Annotated in this window: 23 protein-coding genes; 8 read left to right on the top strand and 15 right to left on the bottom strand. The window is 34.1% G+C overall.

Annotated elements, in window-relative coordinates:
* Positions 1 to 28: 28 nt before the first annotated feature.
* The 3 genes from ES675_RS03395 to ES675_RS03385 all read right to left on the bottom strand — a co-directional run bounded on the left by ES675_RS03395 (position 29) and on the right by ES675_RS03385 (position 3007).
* Positions 29 to 1384 carry a dihydrolipoyl dehydrogenase family protein gene (locus ES675_RS03395; RefSeq protein ID WP_066247104.1) on the bottom strand — a complete coding sequence of 452 codons (1356 nt, stop codon included), beginning with the start codon at positions 1382 to 1384 and terminating at the stop codon, positions 29 to 31.
* A 127-nt stretch (positions 1385 to 1511) separates the two neighbouring features.
* Positions 1512 to 2180 carry a 16S rRNA (cytidine(1402)-2'-O)-methyltransferase gene (rsmI, locus tag ES675_RS03390; protein WP_066247101.1) on the bottom strand — a complete coding sequence of 223 codons (669 nt, stop codon included), beginning with the start codon at positions 2178 to 2180 and terminating at the stop codon, positions 1512 to 1514.
* A 95-nt stretch (positions 2181 to 2275) separates the two neighbouring features.
* The gene (locus tag ES675_RS03385) at positions 2276 to 3007 is read right to left on the bottom strand and encodes a hypothetical protein (protein WP_066247097.1); all 732 of its coding nucleotides are present in this window, start codon (positions 3005 to 3007) and stop codon (positions 2276 to 2278) included.
* Positions 3008 to 3111: 104 nt separating this feature from the next.
* Here ES675_RS03385 and ES675_RS03380 point away from each other — a divergent pair, with 104 nt between their 5' ends.
* The 7 genes from ES675_RS03380 (at position 3112) to ES675_RS03350 (ending at position 11029) form a co-directional block, all read left to right on the top strand.
* Complete coding sequence (locus ES675_RS03380; RefSeq protein ID WP_066247094.1) at positions 3112 to 3768, top strand: thymidine kinase; 657 nt, start codon at positions 3112 to 3114, stop codon at positions 3766 to 3768.
* Positions 3752 to 4858 carry an alanine racemase gene (gene alr / locus ES675_RS03375; RefSeq protein ID WP_066247091.1) on the top strand — a complete coding sequence of 369 codons (1107 nt, stop codon included), beginning with the start codon at positions 3752 to 3754 and terminating at the stop codon, positions 4856 to 4858. The genes ES675_RS03380 and alr overlap by 17 nt, the downstream gene beginning before the upstream one ends.
* A 75-nt stretch (positions 4859 to 4933) precedes the next feature.
* Positions 4934 to 5341 carry a large conductance mechanosensitive channel protein MscL gene (gene mscL, locus ES675_RS03370; protein ID WP_066247087.1) on the top strand — a complete coding sequence of 136 codons (408 nt, stop codon included), beginning with the start codon at positions 4934 to 4936 and terminating at the stop codon, positions 5339 to 5341.
* A gap of 125 nt (positions 5342 to 5466) precedes the next feature.
* The gene (locus ES675_RS03365; RefSeq protein ID WP_066247082.1) at positions 5467 to 6456 is read left to right on the top strand and encodes an aspartate-semialdehyde dehydrogenase; all 990 of its coding nucleotides are present in this window, start codon (positions 5467 to 5469) and stop codon (positions 6454 to 6456) included.
* A gap of 92 nt (positions 6457 to 6548) precedes the next feature.
* Entirely contained in the window at positions 6549 to 7910 is a 1362-nt protein-coding gene (locus ES675_RS03360; protein WP_066247080.1) for an Ig-like domain-containing protein, read from the top strand.
* Positions 7911 to 7987: 77 nt separating this feature from the next.
* The gene (locus tag ES675_RS03355; protein ID WP_066247076.1) at positions 7988 to 10045 is read left to right on the top strand and encodes an FG-GAP-like repeat-containing protein; all 2058 of its coding nucleotides are present in this window, start codon (positions 7988 to 7990) and stop codon (positions 10043 to 10045) included.
* A 72-nt stretch (positions 10046 to 10117) separates the two neighbouring features.
* Positions 10118 to 11029, top strand: coding sequence for an ABC transporter ATP-binding protein (locus ES675_RS03350; RefSeq protein ID WP_066247073.1), 912 nt, complete (start codon positions 10118 to 10120; stop codon positions 11027 to 11029).
* On the opposite strand, the gene ES675_RS03345 is transcribed toward ES675_RS03350, so the two are convergent.
* From ES675_RS03345 to pdxA, 10 genes are all read right to left on the bottom strand, one after another.
* Positions 11022 to 11483 (bottom strand): 3-oxoacyl-ACP synthase, encoded by a 462-nt coding sequence (locus tag ES675_RS03345; RefSeq protein WP_231931245.1) that lies wholly within the window; start codon positions 11481 to 11483, stop codon positions 11022 to 11024. The two genes, ES675_RS03350 and ES675_RS03345, sit on opposite strands and share 8 nt — an antisense overlap.
* Positions 11470 to 12171 (bottom strand): monofunctional biosynthetic peptidoglycan transglycosylase, encoded by a 702-nt coding sequence (mtgA, locus tag ES675_RS03340; protein ID WP_066247071.1) that lies wholly within the window; start codon positions 12169 to 12171, stop codon positions 11470 to 11472. The genes ES675_RS03345 and mtgA overlap by 14 nt, the downstream gene beginning before the upstream one ends.
* A gap of 1 nt (position 12172) precedes the next feature.
* Positions 12173 to 13288: an NAD(P)/FAD-dependent oxidoreductase gene (locus ES675_RS03335; RefSeq protein WP_066247068.1), complete on the bottom strand. Its 1116-nt coding sequence runs from the start codon at positions 13286 to 13288 to the stop codon at positions 12173 to 12175.
* Positions 13289 to 13471: 183 nt separating this feature from the next.
* Positions 13472 to 16153, bottom strand: coding sequence for a zinc-dependent metalloprotease (locus ES675_RS03330; protein ID WP_066247063.1), 2682 nt, complete (start codon positions 16151 to 16153; stop codon positions 13472 to 13474).
* A 509-nt stretch (positions 16154 to 16662) separates the two neighbouring features.
* A complete protein-coding gene (gene accC / locus ES675_RS03325; RefSeq protein ID WP_066247057.1) occupies positions 16663 to 18015 on the bottom strand; it encodes an acetyl-CoA carboxylase biotin carboxylase subunit in 1353 nt (450 codons plus the stop codon).
* Between the two features lie 91 nt (positions 18016 to 18106).
* Positions 18107 to 18583, bottom strand: coding sequence for an acetyl-CoA carboxylase biotin carboxyl carrier protein (gene accB / locus ES675_RS03320; RefSeq protein WP_066247052.1), 477 nt, complete (start codon positions 18581 to 18583; stop codon positions 18107 to 18109).
* Between the two features lie 41 nt (positions 18584 to 18624).
* A complete protein-coding gene (locus ES675_RS03315) occupies positions 18625 to 19620 on the bottom strand; it encodes a beta-ketoacyl-ACP synthase III (RefSeq protein ID WP_066247048.1) in 996 nt (331 codons plus the stop codon).
* Positions 19621 to 19796: 176 nt separating this feature from the next.
* On the bottom strand, positions 19797 to 20000 hold the full coding sequence (gene rpmF / locus ES675_RS03310; protein WP_008637644.1) for a 50S ribosomal protein L32: 204 nt from the start codon (positions 19998 to 20000) through the stop codon (positions 19797 to 19799).
* An 8-nt stretch (positions 20001 to 20008) separates the two neighbouring features.
* A complete protein-coding gene (locus ES675_RS03305; RefSeq protein WP_066247047.1) occupies positions 20009 to 20548 on the bottom strand; it encodes a YceD family protein in 540 nt (179 codons plus the stop codon).
* A 72-nt stretch (positions 20549 to 20620) separates the two neighbouring features.
* Positions 20621 to 21667: a 4-hydroxythreonine-4-phosphate dehydrogenase PdxA gene (pdxA, locus tag ES675_RS03300; protein ID WP_066247041.1), complete on the bottom strand. Its 1047-nt coding sequence runs from the start codon at positions 21665 to 21667 to the stop codon at positions 20621 to 20623.
* Between the two features lie 60 nt (positions 21668 to 21727).
* Between pdxA and ES675_RS03295 the strand changes: the two genes are divergently transcribed.
* Complete coding sequence (locus tag ES675_RS03295) at positions 21728 to 22318, top strand: riboflavin synthase (protein ID WP_066247036.1); 591 nt, start codon at positions 21728 to 21730, stop codon at positions 22316 to 22318.
* A 5-nt stretch (positions 22319 to 22323) separates the two neighbouring features.
* Here the strand turns inward: ES675_RS03295 and ES675_RS03290 are convergent, their stop codons facing one another.
* Complete coding sequence (locus ES675_RS03290; RefSeq protein WP_066247034.1) at positions 22324 to 22515, bottom strand: PID-CTERM protein-sorting domain-containing protein; 192 nt, start codon at positions 22513 to 22515, stop codon at positions 22324 to 22326.
* A gap of 382 nt (positions 22516 to 22897) precedes the next feature.
* A complete protein-coding gene (gene tamL / locus ES675_RS03285; RefSeq protein WP_066247032.1) occupies positions 22898 to 25180 on the bottom strand; it encodes a translocation and assembly module lipoprotein TamL in 2283 nt (760 codons plus the stop codon).
* Between the last annotated feature and the right edge of the window lie 6 nt (positions 25181 to 25186).

Below are 25186 nucleotides of genomic sequence, written 5' to 3'. Positions count from 1 at the left end.
TTGTTTCTCTTTTCGCTTTCTATATCTATTAATTTTCCATCATACTTTTTAGGTCAATAACATAAGATGGATATGTGAAAACCATACGCTTGAATTCTTTTACCGTCATTTTATTATAAATAGCCGTTGCAAAAACGTTGATGCTTTCATTGGCTTCTGAACTTAAAATATGAGCGCCTACAATTTCGTCAGTACGTTCATTAACTAAAATGGTATACGCATAGGTGTCTTCATTTTCTTTTTTGGCATTAAACCAATTACTAGCATCACCTTGATACACTTTTATATTTTTATAGCGCGCTTTGGCGTCTTCTTCACCATATCCTACCGATGACAAATTTGGTGTTGTAAACACAGTTGACGGTATACACGGAACATCAAAAGTTTTAGAGTTTTCTTTAATTATATTATTTCCGGCAATATAGCCTTGAAGTCCTGAAAGTGGTGTTAAAGCTAACGATTTATTGGAAACGTCACCACAAGCATAAACTTTTGAGTGCGATTTACTTTGCAAATAATCATTGACAACAATGCCATCATGATCCGCTTCAATATCGGCTTTTTCAAGATCTAAAGCTTCAATAGCTGGAACTCTGCCTGCCGCATTAATAACCAATCGCGATTTGTGTGTGGTAACTTCGCCATCAATAGAAAATGAAACTTCTAAATTCTTTTTTAATTTTTTAACACCCGTTACATCCGCATTAAAAATAAATTTCACGCCTAAACTTTCAAGTTTAGTAATTAATTTTTCTACTAAAAATTGATCAAAATTAGCTAGAGCTGTTTTCTCTCGTTCTAAAATGGTAACCTGACTTCCCAGAGTTGCAAGCATACATGCAAATTCCATGGCAATATATCCCGATCCGATGAATGTAATAGATTTTGGAATTTTCTTTAAATCCAAAACGTCTTCACTCACTTTTAAAAATTCGTTACCGTCAATATCTAACGGTCTTGGAATGTTTCCGGTGGCAATTACAAAATAATCGGCAGACACTACTTTCCCTTCGACCTCAACTTCATTTTTACTTATAAATTTTGGTGATTGGTGGTATAAGGACATACCTAAATCTTTTAAATTTTGTTCTGTTTTTGGGGGAATGGGATTAGAAAAAGAACGTCTGAATTTTTGAACTTGCTTCCAATTTAACTTCGGATTTTTTTTAACTCCAAGTCCTTGAAATTTATTACTTTGATAAACCAATTGCGAAAATTGCAGTAATATTTTTTTGGAATCGCAACCCCTATTGGCGCAAGTTCCACCAAATTCTCTATTATCGGAAATGGCGACGCTTAAATTATTTTCTCGGCATATTTTTGCCGCGGTTTGCCCTGCAATACCACTTCCTATAACGAATACGTTGTAATGCTTATTTTTCATAGTCTTAATTTGTAGTGATTAAGATACTGAAATTTTAGACAGATACTGTTAGGGAAAATTTAAAATTTGGAAATGGAGCAAAGCCCTACAAAAAAGATTTCCATAATTGTTTTTGAAAAATCAAAATCTACTTTTTACCACCTACAACTACCACAATTTCACCTTTTGGAGGTTTGTTGGTATAATGTTCTAAAACGTCTTTGGCAGTGCCGCGAATGGTTTCTTCGTAGAGTTTGGAGAGTTCTCGGGAAACAGAAACAGGTCTGTCTTCTCCAAAATATTCACAAAAATGGGTCAGTGTTTTTATCAGTTTATGTGGACTTTCATAAAAAATAATGGTTCGGGTCTCTTCAGCAAGGAGTAATAATCGCGTTTGTCGTCCTTTTTTTACAGGTAAAAAGCCTTCAAAAACAAACTTATCATTAGGCATCCCACTATTTACTAATGCTGGCACAAAAGCAGTTGCTCCTGGTAAACAGTCTACTTCAATATTATTTTCAATACAAGCTCTGGTTAATAAAAATCCAGGATCAGAAATAGCAGGTGTTCCTGCATCGCTAATTAAAGCCATGGTTACACCACTTTTTAATTTATTGATTAAACCATCAACCGTTTTATGCTCGTTATGCATGTGGTGTGATTGTGATGGTGTGCCAATATCAAAATGCTTCAATAATTTTCCAGATGTTCGGGTATCTTCAGCAAGAATTAAATCCACTGATTTTAAAACATCTATAGCTCTAAAAGTCATGTCTTGCAGATTACCAATAGGTGTTGGAACAATGTAAAGTTTCATAAAGCAAACTGATTTCTATTCAAATTTACAATCTTCTGATGTATTTCAACATTCAAAATCATGTTTAACAAAAGGTAGGTTGAGATATATTATTATTAATCGAATTTACTTTCAATAAGCTCCATAAAGCGGGTTTCATAAACCTCTTTACCTTCCCAATTATTATAATCCGGTTTTACAATATTTAAAATTAAGTTTTGTACTTCCTCAACTGAATTCAAGGTGTTTATTTGCGATATCACACGGTTGTAATCATCGCCTTCACCTTCAAATAAATGTTTGATAAAAGCTATTTTATCATTAAGCCCAATTACCAAACCCTTTTTAAGTTTATCGTTAAGCGATTTTTTAAAATTACCATCCGTTTTTTTAACAGGGTCAAAAATAGGTTCGTTATCAAAACCAGCAGTTATATCATCCAAATCAATTTTATGAACTTGGGTTTTTGAAGTTGCCTTTTCAAAAAGCGAATCTACCATTTGCGCTTCATGAGGCATTTGAGCCACCATATCTTTTATTTTTTCAATGGCAGGTTCCATAATTTCTTCGTGTTCAGAATCATCAAGATTTATGTACGTCTTATCTTCAAATTCAATGTTGTCGCTCACTTTATTATTAAAAGCTACATCTAGCATATCAAAAAATGACGAATCATTACCAATAGTAGGAATATCATCCTCAAAATTTTCTTTCGCAAATTTTAATACCGTTAATTTTTCATATAAAGCAGCCACTTCTAGATGCATTTTATTCAAATCATCTTTACCTTTTAATTTTAAGATTCTATGTGCAATACTCATTAATTCAGCCTCTAACTTCTTCTTCATAACTTTTTAACTTTAAAACCTAATTATGCTTTTGATTTTTAATAAATTTACGCCACCTTTATACAAAACGAACAATCCGTTTATTTTAGTGTTAAAATTACAAAATGTTTCTCGAAAATACAGTAAATCATAAAGAACAATTTGGCTGGATCGAAGTTATTTGCGGATCCATGTTTTCCGGTAAAACGGAAGAATTAATCCGTAGACTCAAGCGTGCACAATTTGCCAAACAGAAGGTTGAAATTTTTAAACCCACTGTAGATGTGCGTTATGACGATGATATGGTCGTATCTCACGATGCCAATAAAATTCGTTCTACAGCAGTTCCGGCAGCAGCTAATATCCCTATTTTGGCAGACGACTGTGATGTGGTTGGTATTGACGAGGCCCAATTTTTTGATGATGAAATTGTTCGCGTTTGTAATGATTTAGCCAACAAAGGTATTCGGGTTATTGTTGCTGGTTTGGATATGGATTTTAAAGGCAACCCGTTTGGTCCTATGCCAAATTTAATGGCAACAGCAGAGTACGTAACCAAGGTGCATGCTATTTGTACCAAAACAGGAAATTTAGCACAATACAGCTACCGAAAATCTAAAAGCGATGACCTCGTTTTATTAGGTGAAGTAGATGAGTACGAACCTTTAAGTCGTGCTGCTTATTACAAATCTATGCAACGTGATAAAATACGAAGCATGAAAGTTGAAGGTGCAGAAGAAATTGAAAACAATACCAAAGACTCCAATGGAAAAAGTGCATGAAACCGTTCTTGAAATCGATTTAAATGCCTTAACGAATAATTTTCAGTACTTAAAGTCTAGAACAAATTCAAAAACCAAAATATTAGCCGTTGTTAAAGCATATGCCTATGGCAGTGATGCTTCAGAAATTGCTAAACACCTAGAAACTTTACATGTTGATTATTTGGCGGTAGCCTATACGCATGAAGGTGTCGCGTTGCGTGATGCTGGAATTCGAACACCTATTTTAGTTTTGCATCCACAATCTATAAATTTTAAAACACTTATTGAGCGCTGTTTAGAACCTAGTTTATACAGTCATTTTGTTTTAAATGAATTTATAAAAGTTGCTGAAGGCGAAAAACAAACCAACTATCCCGTTCATGTTAAATTTAATACAGGTTTAAACCGTTTAGGCTTTGAGGAAACCGATGTTCCTAAAATAGTTTCTACATTAAATGAGACGCATAGTATTCAGGTAAAATCTATTTTTTCACATTTAGCAGCCAGCGAAGACTTTAATGAAAAAGAATTTACTCAAAAACAAATTCAGCTATTTACACGTATTTCAGATTCCTTTATAAATTCTATTGGATACAAACCCATGTTACACCTTTGTAATACATCAGGCGTATTAAATTATCCTGAAGCACATTTTGATATGGTACGCGTTGGAATTGGTTTATATGGTTTTGGGAACTCGGAATTAGAAGATAAAAATTTCACACCTATTGCAACTTTAAAGTCTATTGTTTCGCAAATTCATAGCATTGAAAAAGGCGATAGTGTTGGTTATAATCGTGCGTATATAGCAACTAAAAAAACAAAAACGGCCACCATTCCTATTGGTCATGCAGATGGCATTGGTAGGCAATATGGAAAAGGAAAAGGTTTCGTTACTATCAATAACAAACAAGCCTACATTTTAGGAAATGTGTGCATGGACATGATTATGGTGGATATTACAGATATTGATTGTCAAGAGGGAGATGAAGTTATCATCTTCGGAAAACAACCAACCGCTAACGCATTCGCTAACACAGCAAAAAGTATTTCTTATGAAATTATAACAGCTGTATCTCAACGTGTAAAACGTGTTTTTTTAAAATAATATCCTTGTCAATTCGCTTACATTCAACTTTTTAATTAAATTTAAGGCGTAAATCACTAACTAAAATTATAAATTATGTTTAAAGAATTCAAAAATTTCATCATGACGGGTAACGTCATAGATCTTGCTGTTGCTGTTATACTGGCTGGCGCAGTTAGTTTAGTCGTTAAAGGGTTTGTAACCTATATTATGATGCCTATAATTGGGCACTTCTCTGGTGGAATTGATTTTGCTGATATGAAAATCATTCTTGACCAAGCTGTTTTAGCAGCAGATGGCACAGTAGCAACGCCCGAAAACGCTATTATGTATGGCGAATGGATAAATACCATAATCAATTTAATTATAGTTGGTTTTGTATTATTTATGATTGTGAAAGCCTATAATAAAACAAAAAAACCTGTTGAGGTAGCTCCTGAAGCGCCTAAAGGACCAACGGATAACGATTTATTAATGGAAATCCGTGATCTCTTGAAAAAATAAGACGTAGTAACCGCTACATTGCATATTCTAACCCTAAACCACTTCATAATAGAAGTGGTTTTTTTATGTTTATTTTTAAACAATTACCTTAATAATTATTTAGTTTTGTAATTAAAATAATAAAGATGAAAGTAGCTGTAGTTGGTGCCACAGGCATGGTAGGAGAAGTGATGTTGAAAGTTTTAGAAGAACGTCAATTTCCTGTTACCGAATTAATACCTGTAGCTTCAGAAAAATCTGTTGGTAAAAAAATTGTTTTCAAAGGTAAAACATATACGGTTGTTAATCTTGAAACAGCGCTTTCCCTAAAACCAGAATTAGCGTTGTTTTCTGCAGGTGGTGAAACATCGTTACAATGGGCTCCAAAATTTGCAGCTGCTGGAACCACTGTAATTGATAACTCGTCTGCCTGGCGCATGGATGCAAATACCAAATTAATTGTACCTGAAATTAATGCATCTACGTTAACTAAAGCTGATAAAATTATTGCCAATCCTAACTGCTCTACCATTCAAATGGTACTTGTTTTAGCACCACTTCATAAAAAATATAACATCAAGCGTGTTGTTGTTTCCACCTATCAATCTATTACGGGAACTGGATTAAAAGCCGTAAAACAATTAGAAAATGAAATGGCTGGTATTAATGGCGAAATGGCTTACCCATATCCAATTCACCAAAATGCCTTACCACATTGTGATGTATTTGAAGACAATGGATATACCAAAGAAGAAATGAAGTTGGTTCGTGAAACGCAAAAAATTCTAGATGATAAATCTATAGCAGTTACGGCAACAGCTGTAAGAATTCCAACAACTGGAGGCCATAGTGAAGCGGTGAATATTGAATTTGAAACTGATTTTGTTTTAAGTGATGTTCGTAAACTTCTAAACGAAACGGAAGGTGTTATTTTACAAGATAATACAGATGTAAATACCTATCCAATGCCTATTTATGCGAACGGAAAAGATGACGTGTTCGTAGGTAGAATCCGTAGGGACGAATCGCAACCAAATACCATAAACATGTGGATTGTAGCCGATAATTTAAGAAAAGGCGCAGCAACAAACACGATACAAATTGCGGAATATTTACTAAAAAACGATTTAGTTTAACGTTTATTCACCCTAAACACATAAATATCAAGCTTTAATCAAAATATTGGCATTTTTTTTACTTAAATTCGTAGTCGCCTTTCTAGTCGATTATGAAAAAAAACTACCTTAATTTACTACTTATTGGTCTTACACTGATTGCTTGTAAATCAGAAGATGACGATTATGTAGCATTGCAAATTCAAGCTCAAGCTGATACTGCACAAGTATTTCAAAATAGCTTTGTTGAAATTGATGTACTTGCCAATGATAATAATATTCCGGAAACCGGTGTATTAACGGTTACTAATTCTACCTATGCCACTATTTCCATTCTTGATAACAATACACCAAATAACCCAAGTGACGATAAGATACGCTACACACCAACTAGTAATTATTTAGGGACTGATAGTTTTGTATATACTATCTGTTCTTCAAACAATAATTGTGCAACAGGAACAGTAACGGTAACTATTTTGCCAGCATCTCCTGTTATTTATAATCCAGATGACTTGCCATATCCTAACTTATCCGATTATAATTTTTTTGAAGGCGATTTAAAAAATCTGGAGCCCGTTTCAGGTGTTATTCCTTACGATTTGAACTCAGCATTATTTAGTGACTATGCACATAAAAAACGATTTGTATGGATGCCAAATGGTAGCAAAGCATCTTATGACACGGATTACAAACCCTTAAATTTTCCCGTTGGTGCTTTTTTAATAAAGAATTTTTATTACGATAATGTGTTGCCAACAGGTAATACCAGAATTATGGAAACACGAATCATGTATTTTACAGATAGTGGTTGGAAATTTGCTGAATATGTTTGGAATGAAGAGCAAACCGAAGCCACCTTTACCACCAATGGTAGCTTTGTAAATTTAGACTGGAACGAAGCAGGTACCATTAAAAATGTGAATTATCGTGTTCCCGCAAGAGCCGAATGTTTTACGTGTCATAATAAATTTGGAACACCCGTCCCAATAGGTCCAAAACCGCAGAATTTAAATAAAAACTATGTGTACCAAGATGGTACAAGCAATCAATTACAGAAATGGGTAGACCTCGGGTATTTAAACGCTGATTATCCTGGAAATATTGATACCATGGTAGCTTGGGATGATACGTCAGAATCCCTAACCATGCGTGCTCGTTCATATTTAGATATTAACTGCGCGCATTGTCATTCAGAAGAAAGCTACTGCGAATACAGACCAATGCGTTTTGCATATAATGAAAATGAATTGGCAAGTAATATGGGAATTTGCGTAGAACCAGATACCAATATTGGAGACGAATATCCATTAATTATGAACCCAGCAAATGCCGAAGCTTCCGTAGTTGTTTTTAGAATGACTTCTGTTGAGGAACAATATCGTATGCCTTTATTAGGACGCACATTACAACATACAGAAGGTGTTGCTTTAATTACCGAATGGATAAATTCTTTAACCGACAGATGTGAATAAACGTAGGACCTTAAAATTAAAATAAAAAAAACACTTATATTAGTAAAATATCAAGCTAGAAATCAACTCCTTAACTCATGAAAACAAAATTACTTTTACTTGCATTTTTAACGCTTGCCGTTACACATGCCCAAACAAGTTCCAATACGTGTTCCGAAGCAGATGCTGCTACACCAATTACACAACCAGGTATTTATAATGTAGCATTAATAGACGGTGGCGAAGTTCCAAGCCCCAATTGTAATACCAGCTCAGACGCAGCTAGTTTAGGCGAGTGGTTTAAATACATACCCGAATCTGATACCTTTCTAACCGTTTCAACCGATTTAACTCAAAATGCTGGGCGTGATACACGAGTTCATATTTTTAGTGGAACATGTGGCGCACTAATTTGCGAAGGTGGTGATGATGACAGCGGTAGTGTATACCTGTCCGTTGCGACTTTAAACGTTTTGGCAGGTGAAACTTATTATATTGCCTTCGATAATCGCTGGGACACAAATGGTTTTGATTTTGAAATTGCTGAAAGCGATCCTCCAATTCCGCCTGCTGTAACATTTACAGTTAGTAGCCTTACCACTACAGGTACAAATAGAGCTATTGTAGATATGAATGGTGATCATTTAGATGATATTGTTTCTGTTTCCAATACCAATATTAATATTCAAGAACAATTGCCCTCTGGCGGATTTCAAGGAAGGAATATTACCACATCTTACGCTAACAATACGCCAGGTTGGAGTTTAGCTGCTGCTGATTATAATGCGGATGGCTATACTGATTTATTATATGGTGGCGGAAATGGCGTAACGTTCATGAGGTCCAATGGTGATGGTACTTTTACGGAAGATTCTCATGATCCCTATGTTTTTTCGCAACGCTCTAATTTTGTTGACATTAATAACGATGGCCATTTAGATGCATTTGTATGTCATGACTTAGCACCAAACGTATATTTTATAAACGATGGGCAGGGTAACCTAACCTACTATCAAGGCGAAAACGTACAGGGCGTACCTAGCGGATTAGGTATGTATGAATCCGGTGGAAATTATGGTTCGATTTGGATTGATTATGATAACGATAGAAACCTAGATATGTTTATTGCAAAATGTGGTGGTGAAGAAGCCAGACGTATGAATCAAATGCATAAAAATAATGGTGATGGTACTTATTCTGAAGTTTCATCTGCCTTGTTATTAGCAGATCCAATGCAGACATGGTCATCCGCTTGGGGTGATTTTGATAATGATGGCGATATGGACGTCTTTATAGGTGCCAGCTCTGGTTCTCATAAAATGATGCGAAATGATTTAGTAACAGATAATCAAGGAAATACTACAGTAATATTCACAAATGTTACAACTGCTTCAGGCGTTCAATTGATGCCTGATACAGGTATAGAAAATGTGACGTATGACTTTGATAATGATGGAAATTTAGATATTGCATCCAATGGAAATATTCTATTTGGAAATGGTGACTTAACATTTTCGCTTCAAGAAAACTTAATATCAGGAAGTAATGGTTCATTTGGCGATTTAAATAATGATGGTTTCATAGATTCTTTTAGTAATGGAAGTATTTATATGAATAGTGGGAATGCTAATAATTGGATTAGTATTTGTACTGTTGGAACAGCTGGTTATAGTAATATAAATGGAATTGGAGCACGTGTTGAAATTCACACAGCTTCAGGCGTTCAAATTCGCGATGTAAGGAGTGGTGAAGGTTTTAGATTTATGAGCACGTTAAATACTCATTTCGGATTGGGAACAGAAACAGCCATAGATAATTTAATAATTTACTGGCCATCAGGTGTTGTAGATAATATTCCAACACCAACAATCAATCAAAGACTTTGTGTTACTGAAGGCGAGTCGTTAACGGTTCAGGATTATGAATTGGAAACGTTAGCAATTTACCCGAACCCAGTTGAAAACACCCTTAATATTTCAACACCTGTTTCTTTAAATGGTAAAATTGCAACCGTTTTTGATATCAATGGAAAAAAAGTATTAAACTCTAAATTAGAAACAAACGCTTTAGATGTTTCAAAATTACAAACCGGTTTTTACATTTTACGATTAGAGTCTGAAGGTCGCGTTATAAACAGAAAATTTATTAAGCAATAACATAGATCATCAACATAATAAATTCGCTTCTATTCTTTTAGAAGCGAATTTTTTTTGCCGTATTTTTGCAGCATGCTAAACGTAAAAGATCTCAAATTCGCTTATCAAAAAACACCCATTTTACAGGCTATAAATTTCAGCATACAGCCCGGTGAAAACACAGCTATAATTGGCGAAAGCGGTTCAGGGAAAAGCACCTTATTAAAACTTCTTTATGGTGAATATGATTTGGATTCAGGTCATATTTTTTGGAAAGACATGGAGATTCTTGGACCCAAACACAATTTAGTGGTTGGTTATGATTTCATGAAGTATGTAGCTCAAGAATTTGAACTCATGCCATTTATAACCGTGGAAGAAAATATAGGTAAGCATCTATCTAATTTTTTTCCGAAAGAAAAAAAAGAACGTACCGCTGAACTTCTTGATGTTGTTGAACTTACCGAATTTGCAAAAACCAAAGTCAAGCTTTTAAGTGGTGGTCAAAAACAACGTGTGGCTTTAGCCCGCGCTTTAGCTGAAGAACCAGAAATTTTATTGCTGGATGAACCCTTTAGCCATATTGATAATTACCAAAAACAAACATTGAGACGTCGGGTTTTTAACTATTTGAAAGAAAAAAATATCGCCTGTTTGGTTGCCACACACGACCAAGAAGATGTTTTAGGTTTTGCTGACCAAATTATTGTTTTAAACAACCAAACAATAGCGGCTCAAGGAAAACCACAAGATCTTTATAACAACCCTGAAAGTGCGTTAGTAGCTGCCTTCTTTGGAGAATTTAATCGTATTAAAGGTCAGTTTATTTATGCACACCAACTGAAAGTGGTTGAAAAATCGGATATAAAAGTAGTCGTTAAAAAAGCTTATTTTAAAGGGTCTTATTTTTTGATAGAGGCCGAATTTGAAGAATCAATTATCGTATTTGAACATGCTTCAGAATTGAAAAAAGGTGATATCGTTCATTTAGAAATTACTAAATAATAGCTTCAATTTTAATCGTCTGTTTATTAAAAACAATTTCATTCCGTACTGTTTTTCCTAATAACAATTTTCCTATTGGTGTACGCGGTGAAATAGCATAAAACAATTCACCAGCAATTAAAAATTCACCAGCACTAATAGCAATAAAATAATTGGATTTGGTTGTGAACACCACACTTCCTAAACAAATAGTTTCGGAGGTTTTTATAACGTTCACTTTAGAAAGCGTGTCCTGTTGCTTTTGTATTTCAGAAAGCTGTACTCCTGCTTTTTCACGCTCCAGCTGTAACATGGCACGCCCTGTTTCATGCTTATCGCCTGCACTACTTTTGGTTTCACTTGTTAAAGATTCTTGAATTTCCGCAATTTGTTTCTGAATGGCGCCCAACCGCTTGTTTAAGGACATCAAGCACAAATTGTATAATTCACTTTTTATTGCGCTATTTTTTTTCATCGACTTGGTTGTAATCTAATCGTCCAAAATACCCCATTTGTTTCACAATCCATGACTTTCTACCTGCAATATAATTAGATGCTGGTTGCGCTCTATATCGCAACGGATTAGGCAAAATAGCTGCAATTGAAGCTGCTTCCATAGGTGATAATTTGGCAGCCGATTTATTATACCAATATTGCGAAGCCGCTTCGGCTCCATAAATACCATTACCCATTTCTATACTATTTAAATACACTTCCATAATGCGTTCCTTACTCCAAGTCAGTTCTATTAAAAACGTGAAATAGGCTTCTAAACCTTTGCGTAACCAACTCCTATTTGGCCATAGAAACACATTTTTGGCTGTTTGTTGGCTAATGGTACTAGCACCTTTTATGCGTTTACCTTTTTTATTATTCTCCAAAGCTTTTTCTATAGCCTTGATATCAAAACCATTGTGCTTTAAAAAACGCTGGTCTTCACTACAAATAACCGCTAATTGTAAATGTCTTGATATGTTATCAATGGAAACCCAATCGTGTTCCCAAGTCATTTTGTTACCCTTTTGGTATTCTTCAACACCACGAATAACCATTAATGGCGTAATAGGTACGGGAACCCATTTGAATAATAAAACCATTGCTACTGATAAAACTATAAGCCATAGGATGCATTTAAAAATAAATTTGAATAGTTTTTTTATCATATCAATCTAGTAATTGGGCAAGATCTTTTCCTATTATACTGCCAATAGCAACACCCATTCCGCCTAACCGCACACCACAATATACATGGTTTGATAGTTGTTTAACAACTGGTTTTTTCTGATTTCCAACACCCATAATACCACTCCAGCAATAATCAATTTCAAAAGCCGTATTTGGCAAAATTGTCGTTTTCAATACCTGTTCCAAATGATTTTGAATAAGAGCCGTTTCGGTCATTACCGTAGTTTCTTCACCCGTAAAATCTAAATTTCTACCACCACCTAACAGGATTCTATTATTAATGTTTCGGAAGTAATAATAACCTTTATCTAAATGAAAAGTTCCTGTAATGGGTAAATTAGGAATTGGTTTTGTTATGAGCACTTGCGCTCTAGCTGGTTTTACGTCTTCGTTTATTAATTGCGATGCAAAGCCATTGGTTGCTATTAATAATTTTTCGGTTTTAAATTGAAAGTGACTGGTTTTTACATCAACCATACTATTCAATTCTGTATACGCTTCAACGGTTACGTTATTAAGTATTTTAATGCCTGCTGATTGCACTTTTAATAATAAAGCCTCCATCATATCACCTGTATCAATTTGTCCTTCAAATGGATTAAAAATGAGTTGTTTGTGAATATTTTCAAATCCAAAATCGTTTGTTTTAAGTGAAAATATCGCTTCTTTTAAAACTGGAAACAGCAATTTATTAATGGATTCTCTTTCAGTTAAACACGTATCATAAAATGCCTGATTATCATTATTAAACAATTCATAACCGCCTAGCTGCTGATAATTTATAGCTTGATCTGAAAGATTTTGACGCAATAAATTTAATCCGTCAATCCGTTTTTGAACCAGTTCTATAACCTCATCTTCTGAATGGGTTTTTAAATCGTCTAGAATTTCGCTTAAACTTCCAAAGCAAGCAAAACCTGCATTTTTAGTGCTAGCACCTTGCGGTAACATACCACGCTCAAGAATTAAAATTTTGGCTTTCGGAAACTGTAGTTTTAGTTGTAATGCACAATTTAATCCAACAATACCACTACCAACAACAGTATAATTCACTTGATTTAGCCAGGTTTTATTTTCCCAATACGATAAATTCATAAGGCTAATTTACTGTTTTTTTAATGTTGTAATCCCTTTCATTTTCTAGTTAATTAAAAATATACAATAATTAAATATAGCTAATGCATGATATACTAGGTTGCGGTAATTGGAAAGGAATATCAAAAAAAAACTCCGAAATTGCTTTCGGAGTTATTCTTTATAAAAATTAAGCGACACTATTTAGTTAACTATTAACTTTTTAGTGATTTTCTGGCTTCCCTGTGTAACATTTAATAAATACATACCAGCTTGGGCATTACTCAACGAGATAGACTCGTTAAAATCACCTGTACTGTTATACGTTTTATTATAAACGTTTCTACCTCTTATATCAAACACTTCTACATTAATAGTCTCGTTTGTTAAAGGCTTAAACTTAATAGAGAAATCTCCGTTATTTGGATTTGGGAATACCGCAAATGAAGCATCTAATCCAAATTCGTCGACACTTAATTCTGGAACAAAAATACCAGACTCACAGATAGTGATCGTTGTAGAATTCCACGTAACTCGTACGCCATCTACTACAACATCTCCAATAAAGAAAATCCAATCTCCTAAGGAATTTTGACCATCTGCAAAACTTAAAGGTTGCGCTGGTAATACCACATCATTATTAGCTGTATCAGTACAGTTAATAGGGTTTCCAGCATCGTCAAACGTTAAAATAAGATCTGTAGAACCAGCACATGCACCCCAATATACTTGATTAAATCCTGCTGCTTGAGATGGTGGTCTGATAGCTGCACGAATTTGACCACTATTTGATGTAGAAGCATCTATACTTATTCTAAGGTCTGAAATTGTTTTAGAATCGGCTATAGGTAATCTAAAACCACTAAACTGCCCTGCATCTTCATCTAATAGTATTCCTCCCGAAGCAAAGAAATAATCTTCACAACTATCACCTGGAACGTAGATATAATTTCCTATGGCGAAATAATTATCATTTATATTAAAAAATGAACCATCTGCCGCTTCCACAAGAATTCTAGAATAAGCAGAAGTCACAGAAGGAACTACAATTTGATAGGAACCATTATTAGGAACATTTGTAGCTAAAACTGTAGTAAAGTCTACATCTGGCGTTAATGATGTAGATAATATGATATTTACATTAGCCGCATTAATACCATTTGCAGTTGTACCTGCCACATCCCACGTAATAGTTTCTGTATCTCCTGGAGTCCATACAATTTGATTTGTTTCTTGAGATGTCACTACAAAGGGTCCTGCCGTATTGTTCCATGTAACACGCATATCATCAAAGGCATTTGCCGCACCTCCAGGTCTATTGTCTCTCACGGTTAATCTGAAATCTGCATTTCTTCCTACTGTAGGAATTTGTTCGTATAACGTACCGTTGACACCAAAATCTATTAAATCTTCCATTTTAGGGAATGTTCTCGTAGCATTTGTACTTGGTAAATACGATCTGAATTGTGGTTCATTACTGTTTGTTGATGTTGGGCTTGGAAATTCAGTTACACCATTGTTCTCATCAAATTGCTCCCAACAATACGTTAAATTATCATTTGCGTCTGCGTCTGTTCCAGCACCTGTTAACCTAAAAGGCGTTCCTTTCGGTAAGGTTATGTTTGCACCAGCATTAGCCGTTGGAATATTATTTCCAGTAGGTGTTTCTATATCACAACTTCTGGTACTTACATGCGCATTTACTTGCTGAATAGATACGGCATGAAAATAAGGGTCTACAAATGGTTGAACATCAGAAGTACCTGTTATACCTGCGTAACTCATTATCGTACTACCACTACCTGGTTCCATTTGAGCTATTCCACCTTCGGATCTAAATGTATACGTGTGGTTTGCGCCAAATTGGTGTCCCATTTCATGCGCAACATAATCCACGTCAAAATTCACACCTATTGGGGTTGTACTTGTTGTATATCCACTACCTTTTTGATTTGCAACACACACACAACCAATACAACCAGCATTACCATTATTTCCAATACCGCCCATTAGGTGACCAATATCATAATTAGCATTACCTATAACTGAATTTAAAGTTGATTGCAAAACACCATTATACCCAGAATCATTAGTACTACTATAAGGTGAAGTTGCCGTAGTTAAGTATATAACAGCATCATTATTTGGAATTAATATCATGTTCACATTAAATTCATTTTCAAAAATGGCATTTACAACAGTCATGGTATTCACGATAGCAGCATTTACTTGTGGCAAGGTTCCGCCATGAAAAATAGAATACTCTGCCGTTACAGACATCGCTAAATCAAAAGTATGTAAGGTACCATTAGCTCCAGTTCGGTTGGAATTTACAATATCTCCAATTTCTTCACTTAATTCTTCAGGAGTTGAACACTCAAAACTTTGAATTTCCGAATTTGAATTTTGTTTCTCACGAACAATTATTTGAGATACATTACTCTTAACAGGCTCTATAACAAGACCTTTTCCTTCTATACCAGATAAAACAATACCTGACATTCCTTTGTAAGGAGATATACTAAAACGTAAATATGAACTAGGCGTATCAATTCCATATCCAACATACGATCTGATTTCTGGATATTGCGCTTGTAAGCCTGGCGACATAACAGATGCTTCTTGAATTAAGTATTTTTCTAATTCCCCATCAAGATTCGGCACTTCAATCACAAGGTTATTAACTTGTTCTCGCGAGTCTCCTCGCTGCTGCGCTTTACTCAAATCGCTCATTAATTGATTAATACTCATTGAATACGTGGTATTAATCATCATACTGTTTTCTTGTTCAGCAATCACTTTTTTAAAGTGTTGTTCTTGACTAAAAGCTGACAAACAAAACATAAGGATTACGAATGGTAAAACTTTGTGTAATTTTTTTTTCATGTTTTTTTGTATAAATAATTTATTTTGCCACTAAAGTAAGAATTTTAGAACTGGAATTCAAGTTATCATAACAACTTTTAACGAGAAATGATATAGTTATTTGGTGAGAATAAGGAAACGTATGCAACCAATCCCCCTGAATGCAAGTTTGCGCGCATAGTTTCTCATATAATAATTGCAATATAAATTTAATAAAAACTGAAGAAAGTTATGAGATTGCTACTTAACATAATTTACTTACAACAAGAGTATGCAACTTATAGTATTGGTTTTACAAAATGAATGTCAGCGGAGAGCTCCATCTTAATAAAGATGATTGTAATATTGCGTTTCGGATTAAAATATTAAAAGTGTTATTAGCAGATAAAATAATAAACTTTAAAGAAGGCTTAAATTTACAACCAGCATTAGAATTGGAAATCTTTTTTTTAAACACAGAAGTTAGGTTTATTAAATGAATCCAGTTTCTCATAAAAAAAGCTCCGAAAATATTTCGGAGCTTTTATTTATTAATTATCACTTGGCTTTTCTATAACAAAGTCTTCCATGAATTTAGTGGTGTAGTTTCCGGCTAAATAATCTGGATGCTCCATTAATTGTCTATGAAAAGGAATGGTTGTTTTTATACCTTCTATAACAAATTCATCAAGAGCGCGTTTCATTTTATTGATAGCCTCCTCACGTGTTTGCGCTGTGGTAATTAATTTCGCAATCATAGAATCATAATATGGCGGAATAACATAACCTGCATAAACGTGCGTATCTAAACGTACACCATGCCCACCTGGTGCATGAAGTGTCGTGATTCTACCTGGTGAAGGTCTGAAATCATTAAATGGATCTTCCGCATTAATTCGGCATTCTATTGAATGTAATTTTGGTGTATAATTTTTACCAGAAATTGGCACACCGTATGCAACCAAAATTTGCTCACGAATTAAATCGAAATCAATAACTTGCTCTGTGATTGGGTGTTCTACTTGGATACGCGTATTCATTTCCATAAAATAGAAATTACGGTGTTTATCCACAAGGAATTCAACCGTTCCTGCACCTTCATACTTAATATATTCGGCAGCTTTTACGGCAGCATCTCCCATTTTCTTACGAAGGGCTTTCGTCATAAATGGCGAAGGAACTTCTTCCGTTAATTTTTGATGACGACGTTGAATAGAACAGTCACGTTCTGATAAATGACAAGCTTTTCCTGTAGAATCGCCTACAATTTGGATTTCAATATGTCTTGGCTCTTCTATGAGTTTTTCCATGTACATATCGTCGTTCCCAAAAGCAGCTTTAGATTCTTGTCTAGCAGACTCCCAAGCGTCTTTTAAGTTTTCTTTTTTCCAAACAGCACGCATACCTTTTCCGCCACCACCTGCTGATGCTTTAAGCATAACAGGATATCCAACTTCTTCGGCTAATATTTCGCAGTGTTTATAATCATCTATAGTTCCTTCACTTCCAGGAACACAAGGCACGCCTGCTTCAATCATGGTTGCTTTCGCATTGGCTTTATCACCCATACGATTAATCATATCTGCAGAAGCACCAATAAATTTGATGTCATGTTCTTCACAAATTTTTGAAAATTTGGCATTTTCAGATAGAAACCCATATCCTGGGTGAATAGCATCTGCATTTGTAATTTCGGCTGCAGCAATGATATTCGACATTTTTAAATACGATTCACTACTTGGAGGAGGTCCAATACAAACCGCTTCATCTGCAAACTTTACATGAAGACTTTCAGCATCTGCAGTTGAATACACAGCTACCGTTTTTATGCCCATTTCTTTACAGGTTCTAATAACACGTAAGGCTATTTCCCCTCTATTGGCAACTAATATTTTTTTAAACATAATTCTATTGAGTTTATAAGTTTATGGTTTTGTACGTTTATTGTTCGAGCTAAAAAACTGGAACTTTAAATTTTAAACTTTAAACTTTAGATTATGATGGATCGACTAAAAATAATGGTTGATCAAATTCAACTGGAGAAGAATCATCAACTAATACTTTTACTATTTTACCTGAAATTTCAGATTCAATTTCATTGAATAATTTCATAGCTTCAATAATACAAAGTACATCACCTTCTTTTATAGTTTGACCTACTTCAACAAAAACTGGTTTGTCTGGAGATGGCTTTCTATAAAGCGTTCCAATAATAGGCGACTTGATCGTAATATATTTTGAGTCTTCTTCTGCCGCTTCTGGTGCAACAGCAGCTGCCATTGGTGCTGGAGCTGCAGGCACATGTCCAACTGGTGCACCTACTGGAATTTGCTGAACATAAGTTGTTGTTTCAGCTTTTTCGTCACCTCCGGTTTTAATGGTGATTTTAACGTCATCAGTTTCTAATTTTACTTCACTAGCACCTGACTTTGCTACAAACTTAATTAAGTTTTGAATATCTTTTAAATCCATAATTATTTAGATTTTAGTTTTGATTTTAATTTTTTAGTTAGTTAAGAGTTATAAGCCCATTTTAAATAAATAGAGCCCCAAGTAAATCCACCTCCAAAGGCTGCAAAAATAATTTTATCGCCTTTTTTTAATTGAGATTCGTAATCGTTTAATAATAATGGTAAGGTAGCCGAAGTGGTATTACCATATTTTTCGATATTCATCATGACTTTGTTTTGGTCAAGATCTATTCTATTTGCTGTGGCATCAATAATACGTTTATTAGCTTGATGAGCGGCCAACCATGCAATATCATCTTTACTTAAATTATTGCGCTCTAATATTTTAACAACGACATCAGCCATATTAAAAACAGCATTTTTAAATACGGTTTTTCCATCTTGGAATATAAAATGTTTGCCTTCTGCAACGGCTTCTGGTGTTGACGGATAGGATGAGCCACCATAAGTAGCTTGTAAAAACTCACGTCCAGCACCATCACTTCTTAGGTATTCGTCTTGTAAACCCAAATTTTCAGTATTAGGCTCAAATAAAACGGCTCCTGCACCATCACCAAAAATAATACATGTAGCGCGATCTTTATAATCTATAAATGATGAATTTTTATCAGCACCTATTAATAGTATTTTTTTGTAGCGACCCGATTCAATATAACTAGAAGCGGTAGACATTCCGAATAAAAAACTAGAACATGCAGCTTCCAAATCGAATGAAAACGCATTAGTAGCGCCTATTTCGGTAGCTGTAAAAGCTGCTGTTGAGGCGGCTTTCATATCTGGTGTTGCGGTTGCAACAATTACTAAATCTATTTCTTTGGGATTGAGACCTGTTTTGTTGATGAGGTCTTTTGCAGCGTTAATAGCAAGAAATGAAGTGCCTTTGCCTTCTTCCTTTAATATTCTACGCTCTTTAATGCCTGTTCTGGAGGTTATCCATTCATCATTTGTATCCACTAACGTTTCAAGAATTTGGTTAGTCAACACATAGTCTGGCACATAGGCACCTACAGCTGTAATGGCTGCTGAGATTTTACTCATACGTATAAATTATTTCGCTAAAACCATTAAAACGAGACGTTTTTGATGAAATTTCGCCAAAACGCACCGATATTCGGTTTAATTTAGTGCAAATTAAGTCGTTTTTGGCTTCTATAAAAATTTATCATAAAAAAAACGCTCAGTGATGAGCGTTTTCTTGTATGCACGCATAGTAGTTATGCTGCGTTTTCTTCTGTTACCGAGTTGTCAATTAATACTTGACCTCTGTAATATAGTTTTCCTTCAAACCAATGAGCTCTGTGATATAAGTGCGCTTCACCAGTAGTTGGGCAAGTTGCAATTTGTGGAGCTACTGCTTTATAATGGGTTCTTCTTTTATCTCTTCTTGTTTTGGAGATTTTTCTTTTAGGATGTGCCATTGTTATTATTATTTATCCGTTAATAGTTTCTTTAATGTATTCCAACGCGGATCAATTTCCTCGTTATCTTCTTTTTCTTGTTTCTCTTTAGGGCTTAATTCTTCTAATTTTTCAAGTATATCAGACTGTAAGGTGCCATCTTCTACGCCTGGATGAATTAATTTTGAAGGTATTGTCAATATAATGGTTTCGTATATATATTGTTGTACATTCACTTCATATTCTCCGTGTGGTATAACTAACAGATCAATTTCTTCATCATTATAGTCTTCACCAAATTTAACCACCAAATCAAAACTATTTCTAATTTCCTGATTATAAGGCTCATTTGTTAAATCGCAATTCACATTTACAGTTCCTGACATTTCAAAATGTAATTCCAATAATGTTGTTTTCTTGTTTAACTCTAAGTCCACAGCAATATCAGCATCATTAAAATCTTGATATTCAAAAAAATCAAAGAACGTCTTATCTATTTTGTACTCAAATTGATGTTTCCCTAATTTTAACCCTACAAATGGTATTGTAAACGTTTTCAATTCCCTCATTATCACATCTATTTTGAGCCTGCAAATATATAAAAATTATTTAGCTTATAACACTTATAAACATTTTTTTGTTTATATCTTTTTTTGCGGTGTAATTAATGGGTTTTTAGCTAATTCAGCATTCTCCATTCTATTATGATATAATTTAAGCGCTAAAAAGACGGCTTCCTTAAACGAATTTTCATTCGCTTCCCCTTTTCCAGCAATTTCAAAAGCTGTTCCATGGTCGGGTGACGTTCTTATTTTAGACAAACCTGCGGTGTAATTTACACCATTCCCAAATGATAGCGTTTTAAATGGAATTAAACCTTGATCATGATAGGATGCAATAATAGCATCAAAATTTTTGTAATTACTGGAACCAAAAAAACTATCAGCGGCATAAGGTCCATAAACTAATTTTCCTTTTTCATTTAGTGCTTTTAGTGTTGGACGCATAACCTCATCGTCTTCCTTTCCAATTACACCATTATCGCCTGTATGTGGATTGATGCCCAAGACCGCAATTTTTGGTCGTCTAATATTAAAATCGTTCTGTAAGCTCTTATATACCGTATTGACTTTGCTTTCTATGAGTTCTGGTGTAATATGACTGGCTATATCTTTTATTGGAACATGATCTGTTAATAAACCAATACGTAAATCATTGGAAATCATAAACATTAAACTCTCACCATCTAATTCTTGAGCCAGATAATCAGTATGACCAGGGAAATTAAATTGTTCTGACTGGATGGTATGTTTATTTATAGGTGCTGTAACTAAAACATCAATAATATCCTCTTTTAAAGCTTTGGTTGCTGCAAAAAGGGACTTTATAGCAAACTCCCCAATTATTGGATCTTCTTGACCGAAATTAATATCTGCACGATCACTCCATGCATTGAATACATTAATTTTTCCCGTTATAATCTGATCTAAATTAGTAATCCCATTAAAGTTTATATCTATATCAAAATGGTTTTTTAAAAATGTAATGGTTTTCGCAGAAGCAAAAATTACCGGTGTAAAAAATTCAAGCATTCTGACATCTGCCAACGTTTTTAAAACAATTTCTCCACCAATACCATTTAAATCTCCAATAGAGATCCCTACGATAACATTTTCTGCTTTCCTCATTAATTAACTAACTTTTGTTTGTAATTTTGTTTTGCAAATTTAACTAAATAATCCATACTTATGTTCACTGGCATCATAGAAGATATTGGCAACATCCAACAAATAGAAAAAGAAGACCAAAATCTACATATTACGGTTAGCTCTAATATAACTTCTGAATTAAAAATAGATCAAAGCGTCGCGCACAACGGCATCTGTTTAACGGTTGTAAAAATTGATGGCAAAAACTATACGGTAACGGCTATTAATGAAACTATAAAAAAAACGAACATCTCGGATTTACAGGTTGGGGATTCGGTTAATTTAGAGCGCGCTATGAAATTAGGAGCGCGTTTAGATGGTCATATGGTTCAAGGGCATATAGATCAAACGGCGATTTGTACAGCAGTTGAAGAAGCGGCTGGAAGTTGGATTTTTACGTTTGAATATGATGAAACACTAAATAATATAACGATTGAAAAAGGGTCAATTACAATTAATGGTGTGAGTTTAACCGTTGTAAATTCGGCAAAAAATAGTTTTAGTGTAGCTATTATTCCTTACACGTATGAATTTACGAACTTTAATGCTTTTAAATTAGGAACGGTGGTAAATTTAGAGTTTGATGTTATTGGAAAATATGTTACGAAACTTTTCGAATTAAACAAATAGAGAAACTATTTAGCTTTAAATAGTCTATAAACACCATAGAATAAACCTGAAATTAATCCCATAACAATACCGCCATCAATAGGTAAACCTGGTGGCACTGGTGGTTGCGGTGGTGGTGGCACCGTTTGTGAAAAACAAACAAAACTTATTAATAAAAATAAGATTGAGACAACTATTTTTGTGTTTTGTGACTTCATTCAGCGGTAAATGTATAAAAAAAACTGGCTTAACAAAATTTAATAATTAAAAAAACATCCATTAAGTGCTAAAAACTTCGATAAAGTGTGTTTTAGTGATGATCAATCCCTATAATATCCTACAAAAATCAAATATATGTTTTTTAAAAAATAAATTCAATAATTTATCGACAACAACCTATAAATAATTGTTATCACGTTAGTTATTAAAGCATGAACGTCTTTTATAAACGAATGAATATACTATTTTATTTGAAAAGAATGAGCGCTTTAATGAAAAATGAGACTTAAATTGTTTGATTTGCCCAAATTCCTCATAAGTTAACACAAACCAATAATCGTTTGATGGTAGGTAATTGCTCTTAATAAAATATTAATTCCTTTAAAATGGATATCCTATAGCAAAATTTAAAATAGGAGAACCGACATCAAAATTAAAACGCTCTCCTTTTGGTAATGAGGGATCGTGAAAAGGTGCAGCCAAATCAAAACGAATTACAAAACTTTGAATATCCACACGAAGTCCTATTCCTGCCCCCATTCCAAGCTCACTAATAAAATCACTTCCAAATTTATCTTTCCCATTATAAATAGGGTTTTCTTTAGAATTCCAGATATTTCCAGCATCGGCGAAAACGGCTCCTTTTAAAAATGATACAATAGGAAAACGGTATTCTACATTGGCTTCGAATCTTATATTTCCAGTTTTATCGAAAACAATGTCACCATCAGTTATATCTGAATTTGGGTTATATGTTCCTGGACCTAAAGATCTAATATTAAAGGCACGAACACTATATGGACCGCCAGAGTAATACTGTTTTACAAAAGGAATGACATCTGAATTTCCATAAGCTAAACCATAACCACCAAAAAGTCTGGCAGCAATAACCCGTTCTTTTCCTAAATTAAAATGATAATGAAAATCAACATCCGCTTTAGCATATTGTGCATATTCAAACCCTAAAAATGTTTTTGGGTTTTCTGTGCCTTGGTCTTTACCAAATAAACTAATAGTATTTCCGGCAATATCAAACGTAAAATTGAAATAAAATTGATGCTTTAACTGGGCATTAAGCATTTCATTAAACGTAAAACTATAGGTTAATCCAGCTATGAACTGTTGTTCAAAACTGCGCCTTAAAAAAGGATCATTTTCCAGTATATCTTCAAATTCTGGCGTGGTATTTAAAAGTTCCGTATAACTTAATGATATAGGATTAATTTCATGAGTTACATACCTATTGGCATCCCATGAGTAACCAAATAAGGCTGTTCCTGATAGCAAGGTATATAAATCGCTTCTATCTAAATAATCAATGCTTAAGGACGTTTTTGTTTTAGGAATTGAGTATTTAAAAAAATCATCATCAATTTTAATAGGAAAAAGTACTCTAGGAAAAATAAGCTCGTTGTGCAATCCAAATTCTAAACTACTATTACCAGAATCTTGACCACCTCCTAATTGTTTTTCGTAACCTATTTTAGGTGTTATATTATACGTTTCACCACCTCCAAATAAATTACGGTTACTTAAAGTTACTGTTAATGCAGGGCCAGCAAAACTATTAGATTTAGTAACCACCTGAAGTTCTGCACGAAGTGCGCGCTTATTTAATGGCGATAAATAAATATTAGCCTCTAGAAGCCCCAGATTATCATCGGCCAAAGTATCCAATTCTTTATATTGAATATTTACATATTTATAGGCACCAATGGTTGAAAGCCGTCTGGCGGTATTACGAGAATCGTCAGGATTATAATATTCCCCTTCTTCTAGAACTATAAAAGGATCTAAATATTTAGGTTTAAAAAACGTTTCTTTTTGAATGAAGTTTTTCTCATTAAATCGTGTTGTTGTTATAGAAACCGAATCTGAAACTTCATAATTAGGATATACATTTACTTTTGAAATTTTATAAGGAATCAAACTTTTTTTAGGCACTTCGTTTTTTAATTTTAAGAATAAGTCGAAGTTTTTATTCGCATATTGATTCGTATCTGCTTCAAAAATTAAAAAATTATCATTAAAGTTAAAATAGCCTTTGTTTTTGAGTGCCTTATCTAAACGCTGACGCTCTAATTTCATGTTATTCAAATCGAAACGCATACCGTTTTCAAATTGTGATTCCGACACCAATTTCTCCATGGTTTCATGAATACTAACTGGCATAGAATCCATTTTATAGCTAGCCATTAGGTAAGGCTTTGGAACTGTAACAGTATAATTTAATGTGGCTTTATTTTCCGTTTCTTCAAAAGATGAAGCTGCACGACTGTAGAAAAAACCTCTGTTTTCTAATCGGTTTAATAATAAGTCTTCAATTTCATAGGCTTCCACATCCGATTGATAAACGGGTTCTTCACCAAACTGTTTGTAGAGCCAACGATTAATAAATCCAGGTTTTTCTTTCTGGTTCTTATAATAGTAATACAACCCAAGATACATGCCCAAAAATTTAGAATTTGGTTCTGGACGTAAAACCGTTTCTAGTTCAGATTTTAAACCTGATTCGTTTTTAATAATACTATCGGATTCAATGGTAAGGTTCGCGCCTGTATATAAACGCTCGTCTTCTGGAATCTGCTTGGTTATGCTACAAGAGTACAAACTCCCTATACATATAAGAATACAAATGTGTTTGAATGTTTGGTACGGTTTCAATATATA

Origin of the sequence: Algorimicrobium algoritergicola (assembly GCF_008086165.1) — a bacterium.
Taxonomy (GTDB): domain Bacteria; phylum Bacteroidota; class Bacteroidia; order Flavobacteriales; family Flavobacteriaceae; genus Algorimicrobium; species Algorimicrobium algoritergicola.
The sequence above is the reverse complement of the archived record's forward strand: the minus strand, read 5'-3'. Positions and strand labels throughout refer to the sequence as shown.

Coding starts and splice junctions, on each gene's coding strand:
- ES675_RS03395 (WP_066247104.1), bottom strand. CDS start 1,384: ATGAAAAATAAGCATTACAACGTATTCGTTATAGGAAGTGGTATTGCA.
- rsmI (WP_066247101.1), bottom strand. CDS start 2,180: ATGAAACTTTACATTGTTCCAACACCTATTGGTAATCTGCAAGACATG.
- ES675_RS03385 (WP_066247097.1), bottom strand. CDS start 3,007: ATGAAGAAGAAGTTAGAGGCTGAATTAATGAGTATTGCACATAGAATC.
- ES675_RS03380 (WP_066247094.1), top strand. CDS start 3,112: ATGTTTCTCGAAAATACAGTAAATCATAAAGAACAATTTGGCTGGATC.
- alr (WP_066247091.1), top strand. CDS start 3,752: ATGGAAAAAGTGCATGAAACCGTTCTTGAAATCGATTTAAATGCCTTA.
- mscL (WP_066247087.1), top strand. CDS start 4,934: ATGTTTAAAGAATTCAAAAATTTCATCATGACGGGTAACGTCATAGAT.
- ES675_RS03365 (WP_066247082.1), top strand. CDS start 5,467: ATGAAAGTAGCTGTAGTTGGTGCCACAGGCATGGTAGGAGAAGTGATG.
- ES675_RS03360 (WP_066247080.1), top strand. CDS start 6,549: ATGAAAAAAAACTACCTTAATTTACTACTTATTGGTCTTACACTGATT.
- ES675_RS03355 (WP_066247076.1), top strand. CDS start 7,988: ATGAAAACAAAATTACTTTTACTTGCATTTTTAACGCTTGCCGTTACA.
- ES675_RS03350 (WP_066247073.1), top strand. CDS start 10,118: ATGCTAAACGTAAAAGATCTCAAATTCGCTTATCAAAAAACACCCATT.
- ES675_RS03345 (WP_231931245.1), bottom strand. CDS start 11,483: ATGAAAAAAAATAGCGCAATAAAAAGTGAATTATACAATTTGTGCTTG.
- mtgA (WP_066247071.1), bottom strand. CDS start 12,171: ATGATAAAAAAACTATTCAAATTTATTTTTAAATGCATCCTATGGCTT.
- ES675_RS03335 (WP_066247068.1), bottom strand. CDS start 13,288: ATGAATTTATCGTATTGGGAAAATAAAACCTGGCTAAATCAAGTGAAT.
- ES675_RS03330 (WP_066247063.1), bottom strand. CDS start 16,153: ATGAAAAAAAAATTACACAAAGTTTTACCATTCGTAATCCTTATGTTT.
- accC (WP_066247057.1), bottom strand. CDS start 18,015: ATGTTTAAAAAAATATTAGTTGCCAATAGAGGGGAAATAGCCTTACGT.
- accB (WP_066247052.1), bottom strand. CDS start 18,583: ATGGATTTAAAAGATATTCAAAACTTAATTAAGTTTGTAGCAAAGTCA.
- ES675_RS03315 (WP_066247048.1), bottom strand. CDS start 19,620: ATGAGTAAAATCTCAGCAGCCATTACAGCTGTAGGTGCCTATGTGCCA.
- rpmF (WP_008637644.1), bottom strand. CDS start 20,000: ATGGCACATCCTAAAAGAAAAATCTCCAAAACAAGAAGAGATAAAAGA.
- ES675_RS03305 (WP_066247047.1), bottom strand. CDS start 20,548: ATGAGGGAATTGAAAACGTTTACAATACCATTTGTAGGGTTAAAATTA.
- pdxA (WP_066247041.1), bottom strand. CDS start 21,667: ATGAGGAAAGCAGAAAATGTTATCGTAGGGATCTCTATTGGAGATTTA.
- ES675_RS03295 (WP_066247036.1), top strand. CDS start 21,728: ATGTTCACTGGCATCATAGAAGATATTGGCAACATCCAACAAATAGAA.
- ES675_RS03290 (WP_066247034.1), bottom strand. CDS start 22,515: ATGAAGTCACAAAACACAAAAATAGTTGTCTCAATCTTATTTTTATTA.